General features: G+C 30.7%; 4 protein-coding genes. 3 read left to right on the plus strand and 1 reads right to left on the minus strand.

Translation table 11 applies throughout. From position 1 onward, the window contains the following. Positions 1-512 (plus strand): UTP--glucose-1-phosphate uridylyltransferase (locus tag KM800_RS14935; RefSeq protein WP_254906587.1); only part of this gene is annotated, 512 nt, incomplete at its 5' end. A gap of 49 nt (positions 513-561) precedes the next feature. Here KM800_RS14935 and KM800_RS14940 read toward each other — a convergent pair. Continuing rightward, positions 562-1,044: a DUF1643 domain-containing protein gene (locus tag KM800_RS14940; protein ID WP_217813798.1), complete on the minus strand. Its 483-nt coding sequence runs from the start codon at positions 1,042-1,044 to the stop codon at positions 562-564. Positions 1,045-1,330: 286 nt separating this feature from the next. On the opposite strand from KM800_RS14940, the gene KM800_RS14945 reads away from it, so the two are divergent. Both KM800_RS14945 and KM800_RS14950 read left to right on the plus strand, forming a co-directional pair. Continuing rightward, a complete protein-coding gene (locus KM800_RS14945; protein ID WP_217813799.1) occupies positions 1,331-1,927 on the plus strand; it encodes a TetR/AcrR family transcriptional regulator in 597 nt (198 codons plus the stop codon). A gap of 43 nt (positions 1,928-1,970) precedes the next feature. Beyond that, positions 1,971-2,366, plus strand: coding sequence for a pyridoxamine 5'-phosphate oxidase family protein (locus KM800_RS14950; RefSeq protein WP_217813800.1), 396 nt, complete (start codon positions 1,971-1,973; stop codon positions 2,364-2,366). Positions 2,367-2,497 lie beyond the last annotated feature (131 nt).

Consider the following 2,497-nt stretch of genomic DNA (forward strand, 5'->3'; position numbering starts at 1 on the left):
TGCTTGGTGATGATGTAGTAGATTCCGAAGTACCATGCTTGAAACAGCTTATGAATTGCTATGAAGAGTATAATACATCAATTTTAGGTGTTCAACAGGTAGAAAAAAGTCAGGTATCCAAATACGGAGTAATAAAAAATTTAAACATAGAAAAATGTGTATACAAGGTTAAGGATTTAATTGAAAAACCTAGTGTAAAAGAAGCACCTTCCAATATAGCAATCCTGGGAAGATACATATTGATGCCTGATATATTCGATGTACTTGAAAAAACCAAGCCTGGAAAAGGTGATGAAATACAGTTGACAGATGCTTTAAAGAATCTTCTTGAACATCAGGTTATTTATGCTTATGAATTTGAGGGAAGAAGATATGATGTAGGAGATAAATTTGGATATTTACAGGCTACTGTGGAAATGGCATTAAAAAGGGATGATTTAAGAGAGCCATTTATGAATTATCTGTCAGGTTTATATGAGAGTAAAATATTTAATGAAACTGCAGCTAAATAGGGTCAGACCCCATGGCAAAAAATGCCTGGGGGTCTGACCCCTTTATTCGTCAGATATAATTTTTAAGTTCTGTATCCAGTGCTAAAAACAGAGGATGTTTTGGATTACCGTTTTTACAAGTATCAAGACAGTATAGCTTATAATTTTTTAGAAGAGTTAAAACAGCAGAATCCCTACTACAAAATGAATTTTCCCCCCAGGCAATAACTATTTTGTCAGCATTTTTTATAGCTTCTAAAATATAAAAGTCGTTCTTTTCACCTACAGGGTCGAAAGTGCCATTTTTACAAATCATCTTTAAATCCTTTGGTTTAGTAGCTCTATAGGCAAAGAGATTTACTATCTCTAGTGATCCAAAATTCCAGCGTTTTGCAAAAGATATACACTTCCTTACAGTTTGATCATCTTCAAGGGCATCAGCTGTACTGGGGTTTAGCATTATAAACACTACTTTTTTCAAACTTTGATCCCATATACGTGATAATGAGTATCTGTATTTTCTAGATTGATCTATAATAGCATCTTTTTTCAAATTAAAAAACCTCCATTAAATTCTATGATATGGAGTATATTCTATAATAATATTAAAAATACCTTTAATTTTATCTATTAGTTAGAGTTAGAATGCTTAGGGTTAACTAAGGGATAAAGTTGTCTTTTCAATACCTGATGAAATATCATCTGATATTAAAGTAAACATAAATAATTCCAAAAAAATAATAGATAGTCTGTGTAAAAAAGCCTATCTATTTTTATTGACAAAAACTAAAATACTTCATATAATGAATATATATTCATTTATTAAAAAGGAGATATATATGCCAAAGACAAAAAAGCAATTTGAAGAAATGCGGATTGCAACCAATGAAAAAATCAAAAATGCCGGAATTAAATTATTTGCATCAAAAGGTTTTGCAGATACTAGTGTACAGGATATTGCCAATCTGGCAGGAATCAGCACTGGATTGTTATATAGACATTATAAATCTAAAGAAAGTTTGTTTTATGCACTTGTAACTCAGGCTGGCACAGCACTCGATGAGATAAAACGTGTTTTTCAATGTGATGAATCTCCATCTATTTTATTAAATCAGGTAACACAGAATATTCTTGAAGAAATCAAAAATGACGATAATTTTTCTCAGTATTTTGTTTTGATAGAGCAATCATTTAAGTTAAAAGATAAAATGCCTCAAATACAAATGTTAATAGAAAAAAATATTGTGTTGATAAACCAAACAGCATCCTTAATTGATAGAGGACAAAAACTTGGACAATTTATTGATGGAAATGCATATGAGATGGCAATTTTATATTTCTCAATTATTCAAGGATTGGTAAGTGTAAAATCTGCCCTGAAGGATGAATTTGCAATTCCTGATATTAAAATGGTTACAGCATTTTTAAAAAAATAGGATACTTGAAAAAATACAGATTATTAAAGGGAGAAAAAATAATATGAATGAAATTTTGAAGTTTTTACATGATAATCATACTTTTTACCTTGCTACAGTGGATGGTTCCATGCCGAAAGTCAGACCATTTGGATTCGTCATGGAATATAAAGGAAAATTATGCTTCTGTACAAACAATAACAAAGATGTGTATAAGCAGCTGAAATTAAATTCTAATTTTGAAATATCTACAGTATCAAGGACTTTTGAATGGATGAGACTAAAAGGAAAAGCGACTTTTATAACTACTGAGGAATCCAAACGTGCAGTATTGGATGCAATGCCTTCTCTTAGGAAAATATACAGCCTGGATGATCTAACTTTTGAGGTTTTTTGTGCAGATGAAGCAGAGGCAACATTCTACAATATGAAGGGTGAAACTAGAACAATAAAATTATAAACTTGGTAAACTGTAAACTTGGGGTCAGACCCCATGGAAAAAAATGGCATGGGGTCTGACCCTTATTTGAATTTTATTTTTCACTATGTTATAGTAATTATAAATAAATAGACATGAGCATAATTAAAAAA

The sequence above is a fragment of the Clostridium tyrobutyricum genome, from assembly GCF_019144085.1.
In the GTDB taxonomy this organism is placed as follows: Bacteria; Bacillota; Clostridia; order Clostridiales; family Clostridiaceae; genus Clostridium_B; species Clostridium_B tyrobutyricum_A.